Here is a 3,427-nt window from a genome sequence, read left to right on the forward strand (position 1 = left end):
CAGGAAGCCCCGTCCTTCAGGGCGGGGAGCGGTCACGATGTCTCTTGTGCTTGCTTTGCGATCTCGACGGCACGGAACATCGCGCATTGCCTGAAGAGATTTGCACTCAGGGCCTTGTTCTGCTTTCGCGCGACGCGAGCGGTCAGGCGCATTAGGTTGCGAATGTCGCGTTGCGCGATCGTTGGAAAGAGATCGACGAGTTCCCTTATTAGATCATCCGAAACATCCTGCTGGAATTGGGTCGCCATGATGCGCCAAACCTTGCGGCGGTCGTCCTCGTCGGGCGTGTCGTAGGTGATGATAGCGGAGCATCGGGAAATGATGGCCTCGTCGATGTTATGCGGTCGATTCGTCGTCATGAAGAGAAGGCCCTCGAAGTATTCGAGCGTCATCAGGAATTCGGCGACGATAGCGTTCTGATCAAGGCTGTTGCTGCGCGTCATGACGAAGATGTCGGCCTCGTTAAGAAGCAGTACGCAGTTCCATCGCCGTGCACGATCAAGGGTTTTCTTGATGCCTTTGGCGATGTCTGTGACGTTGGTTCCGAGTGTTCCGGCCTTGACGCAGTAGAGCGGTCTCTCGATGAGTTCGGAGTAGACTTCTGCGGTCAATGTCTTTCCGACGCCCGGCAATCCCTTGCACAGGACGATGTTGCCAGCGCTCTTGCCTTCAATGAAATCGTCGACGAAGAGATCGATGTCGCTCGTCAGGATGTCGAGGAGATTGCGATGGCTCTCCGGCAGAACAAGCTTCTCGCTGAGAGTCTTGTCGTAGACGTAGGGTTCCATGGCATCAGAGTTGACGAAATAGAAGTCATGCGTCGTCAGGTCAAAGACCCTGACAAGCGGGTGCACCGGAACGAGTCCCTCCTGATTGGTCGCATCAACATCGAGGATATCACAGCTTTCGAAGAGTTCCCCGTCGGGATACTCGTCCGCTTTGGTGTCGTGAATGACCTTGCGACCTGACAGTTCGTCGCCGCGTCGATAGCCGTGGTAGTCTGAGCTCGAGTGAACGCGTCCGTTGATACGGAATTGCTCGGCGAATCCTTCCTTAATCTTCGCGTGAAAGCGGGACATCGTTTCGTTGTACTCGGCGCGCAGATTCGCCGTCTCCACGAGGAAGTTTGCTGACAAAAGCGCCGCCACCGCTGTCTTGCGGGTAACGTCGCTGGGGTAGAGCGTGACATCGCGCTTGATTAGGCCGAAACTCGAACGCTCACAAGGACCGAAGTAGCTCACCGAGATGCGTAAATGCTCTCTGTCATGTTGACCTCCGGAATGGTAGTTGAGAGACCTGACAAGGCAGGGGTAGTTCCGGCCATCGCTCATCCGGTGGTAAATCCAGCCGTCGACCGCGTGTTTCTTGAGATATCTGTAAATGATTTCGAGGGCGGCGGCGAAGCTCGGGATCTTGACATCGTCCACTCCCTGCCGCGCGTCGATGATTGCTTTCAGGGCGCGGGCGAGTTTGGTTTCTCCATGCCGATTGGCAACTTCCCTGAGTTCGATGATCGCATCTTCCGAAAGCTTTTCGACCCTGACCTTCGGCGTGCTAGAGTATTTGCTGTCACGGTATTCGGCGAGTTCGGGATGCTTCGTACGCTCGAGGAGGGACTTTTCGATTTCGTGAGACATAGTAATCCTTTGGTATTGCGGGCCTCCGGGCGGAAGCTAGGGGGATCTAGCTCGGTACGGGCGTACTTGACCGCTTATTGGCTGTTTGTCAACATAATAACACTAACGGTTAGTGAGCCATTGAAACGATCCATAGGCATCCGCTTCGGTGTCGTCATTCCAGACGGGACGTTATCGGGTGCGTGGGGGTTGAGAGAACCGCAATCTTCCTCGAGTGGTTAGGGATCCGAATCCAAACAGTGAACCCTTAATTCGCAAGGGATTTGCGATTGCGCCGTTTCAGACCTCGACGATCAGGTCAGGGTCGAAGCTCGGGTTCTCGTCGCCGTATCCGTAGGGGTTGCAGACGACCCGCGTGTTGGAGACCCGGTAGTCGAACGAACTGTGTGTGTGGCCGTGGATCCAGAGGTCAGCCTGTCCGCGGTGTATCGTCTCCGTGAGGTCCGAGACGAATGCTACATTGATCGGGCTCAGGTTGTATTTCGGATGGATCGACCTCGGGTGTGGGCAGTGGTGGGTGACGACGACGGAAGGTCCGTCGAACGGTTTTACCAGCGCGTTGAGGATGAAGCCTCGCGACAGGAGATGGGTTTCGCGTGCGATCTTCGGCAGGAAGGCCTCGCAACCATGACGGACTCTGTAGTGATCGTTTATGGCCCGGCCCGCCGCGATCATGCCGGAAGCCGGATCTCCGTACAGCGCGTAATCGGTCCAAAGGGTGGCTCCGACAAAGCGAACGCCGTCTATCACCCGGACATCGTTCTCGAGGAAGACGAGCCTGTCCTCGCGAGAGCAGAGTTCGCGAAAGGTGTCGAGTTCTCCGGGGAATTCGTTGTTGTAGAATTCATGGTTTCCGGCGACGAACACGCAGGGGGTGTTTTCGGGCGTGTTGCGAAGGAGCCAGTCGACGGTCGCCTTCGCAGAGTTCGAAACATCCCCGGCGACCACCGTCACGTCGGCATCTGGGTTCGCCCGCACCTCGACGTCGTAGTTGATCTCGGCGTGAATATCGGAGTAGACGTGAATCTTCATTCCGTTTCCTTGGAGTTTGCGTCCTTTAGTGACTGCGCTCGGTCCTTTGGGATGGGAGGCTGTCACCCTTGCGCACGCTCGGTTTCGGCCCGGCGTTGGGGTCATCCGCCAGAGCCTGCGAGGCGAAGGCATCGGAGGTGGCGAGCAGCGACTGGGAGTTCATGGTGGCCAAGGCGAGTTTCATGGGATTCGATCCCTTTACTGAAGGGTTTGAGTGACGTTTACGGCTTTTCGGATTGTAAGGCATTTTTCTTGGTGCGCAAAGGATTTGCAGCTTGAGAGGAAATGAAAAAAGATGTGACCGACATGCGATCACGAAGCGGTGGCGAAAAGGCTGGCCAACAAGGCTCAGGCCGCGTTCGAGGACTCCTCCCGCGATGTCGAACACTTGATCGCCATCGCGAGATCGCTTGGACGCCCATGGTCCGGGGAGGAATACGCGTGGGAAGAGCTGGAGTTCCTGGTACGCGTCTTCGGAGGTGGAGGCGACGCGTTTCGCTTCCTCTGCCTGCCGCCGAGCGGCATCGACGACCTAGATCCGCTTAAGGGACTCGGCAGACTCTGGACCGAAGACTTGTCTGCTCCCTATACGGAGGCTCTGAACATCCCTTGGGATGCGGACGACACCTGGCGATTCGTCGTGCTGAAGACGGAGGTCTCTCTGGTCGACATCGATCTGGCGGAAACCCTGTCGGTTCGTTCGGCGATTCCCTGGGAGAAGGAGGTAGTCATCTGAACAGTGCGCTGGAAACCCCGTC

Annotated in this window: 4 protein-coding genes; 1 reads left to right on the forward strand and 3 read right to left on the reverse strand. The window is 56.8% G+C overall.

The window, feature by feature from the left end; translation table 11 throughout:
• Positions 1 to 32 precede the first annotated feature (32 nt).
• The 3 genes from E1297_RS03440 to E1297_RS49050 form a co-directional block, all read right to left on the reverse strand.
• Positions 33 to 1,637: an ATP-binding protein gene (locus E1297_RS03440; RefSeq protein ID WP_155133901.1), complete on the reverse strand. Its 1,605-nt coding sequence runs from the start codon at positions 1,635 to 1,637 to the stop codon at positions 33 to 35.
• A 279-nt stretch (positions 1,638 to 1,916) separates the two neighbouring features.
• Positions 1,917 to 2,669, reverse strand: coding sequence for a metallophosphoesterase (locus E1297_RS03445; protein WP_196223174.1), 753 nt, complete (start codon positions 2,667 to 2,669; stop codon positions 1,917 to 1,919).
• Positions 2,670 to 2,694: 25 nt separating this feature from the next.
• Positions 2,695 to 2,853: a hypothetical protein gene (locus tag E1297_RS49050; RefSeq protein ID WP_196223175.1), complete on the reverse strand. Its 159-nt coding sequence runs from the start codon at positions 2,851 to 2,853 to the stop codon at positions 2,695 to 2,697.
• A gap of 138 nt (positions 2,854 to 2,991) precedes the next feature.
• Between E1297_RS49050 and E1297_RS03450 the strand changes: the two genes are divergently transcribed.
• A complete protein-coding gene (locus E1297_RS03450) occupies positions 2,992 to 3,405 on the forward strand; it encodes a hypothetical protein (protein ID WP_155133907.1) in 414 nt (137 codons plus the stop codon).
• The last annotated feature ends 22 nt before the right edge of the window (positions 3,406 to 3,427 follow it).

Source organism: Roseibium sp. RKSG952 (assembly GCF_009711355.1).

Excerpts from the sequence above, each read along its gene's own strand:
- E1297_RS49050 (WP_196223175.1), bottom strand. The coding sequence starts at position 2,853 with ATGAAACTCGCCTTGGCCACCATGAACTCCCAGTCGCTGCTCGCCACC.
- E1297_RS03445 (WP_196223174.1), bottom strand. The coding sequence starts at position 2,669 with ATGAAGATTCACGTCTACTCCGATATTCACGCCGAGATCAACTACGAC.
- E1297_RS03440 (WP_155133901.1), bottom strand. The coding sequence starts at position 1,637 with ATGTCTCACGAAATCGAAAAGTCCCTCCTCGAGCGTACGAAGCATCCC.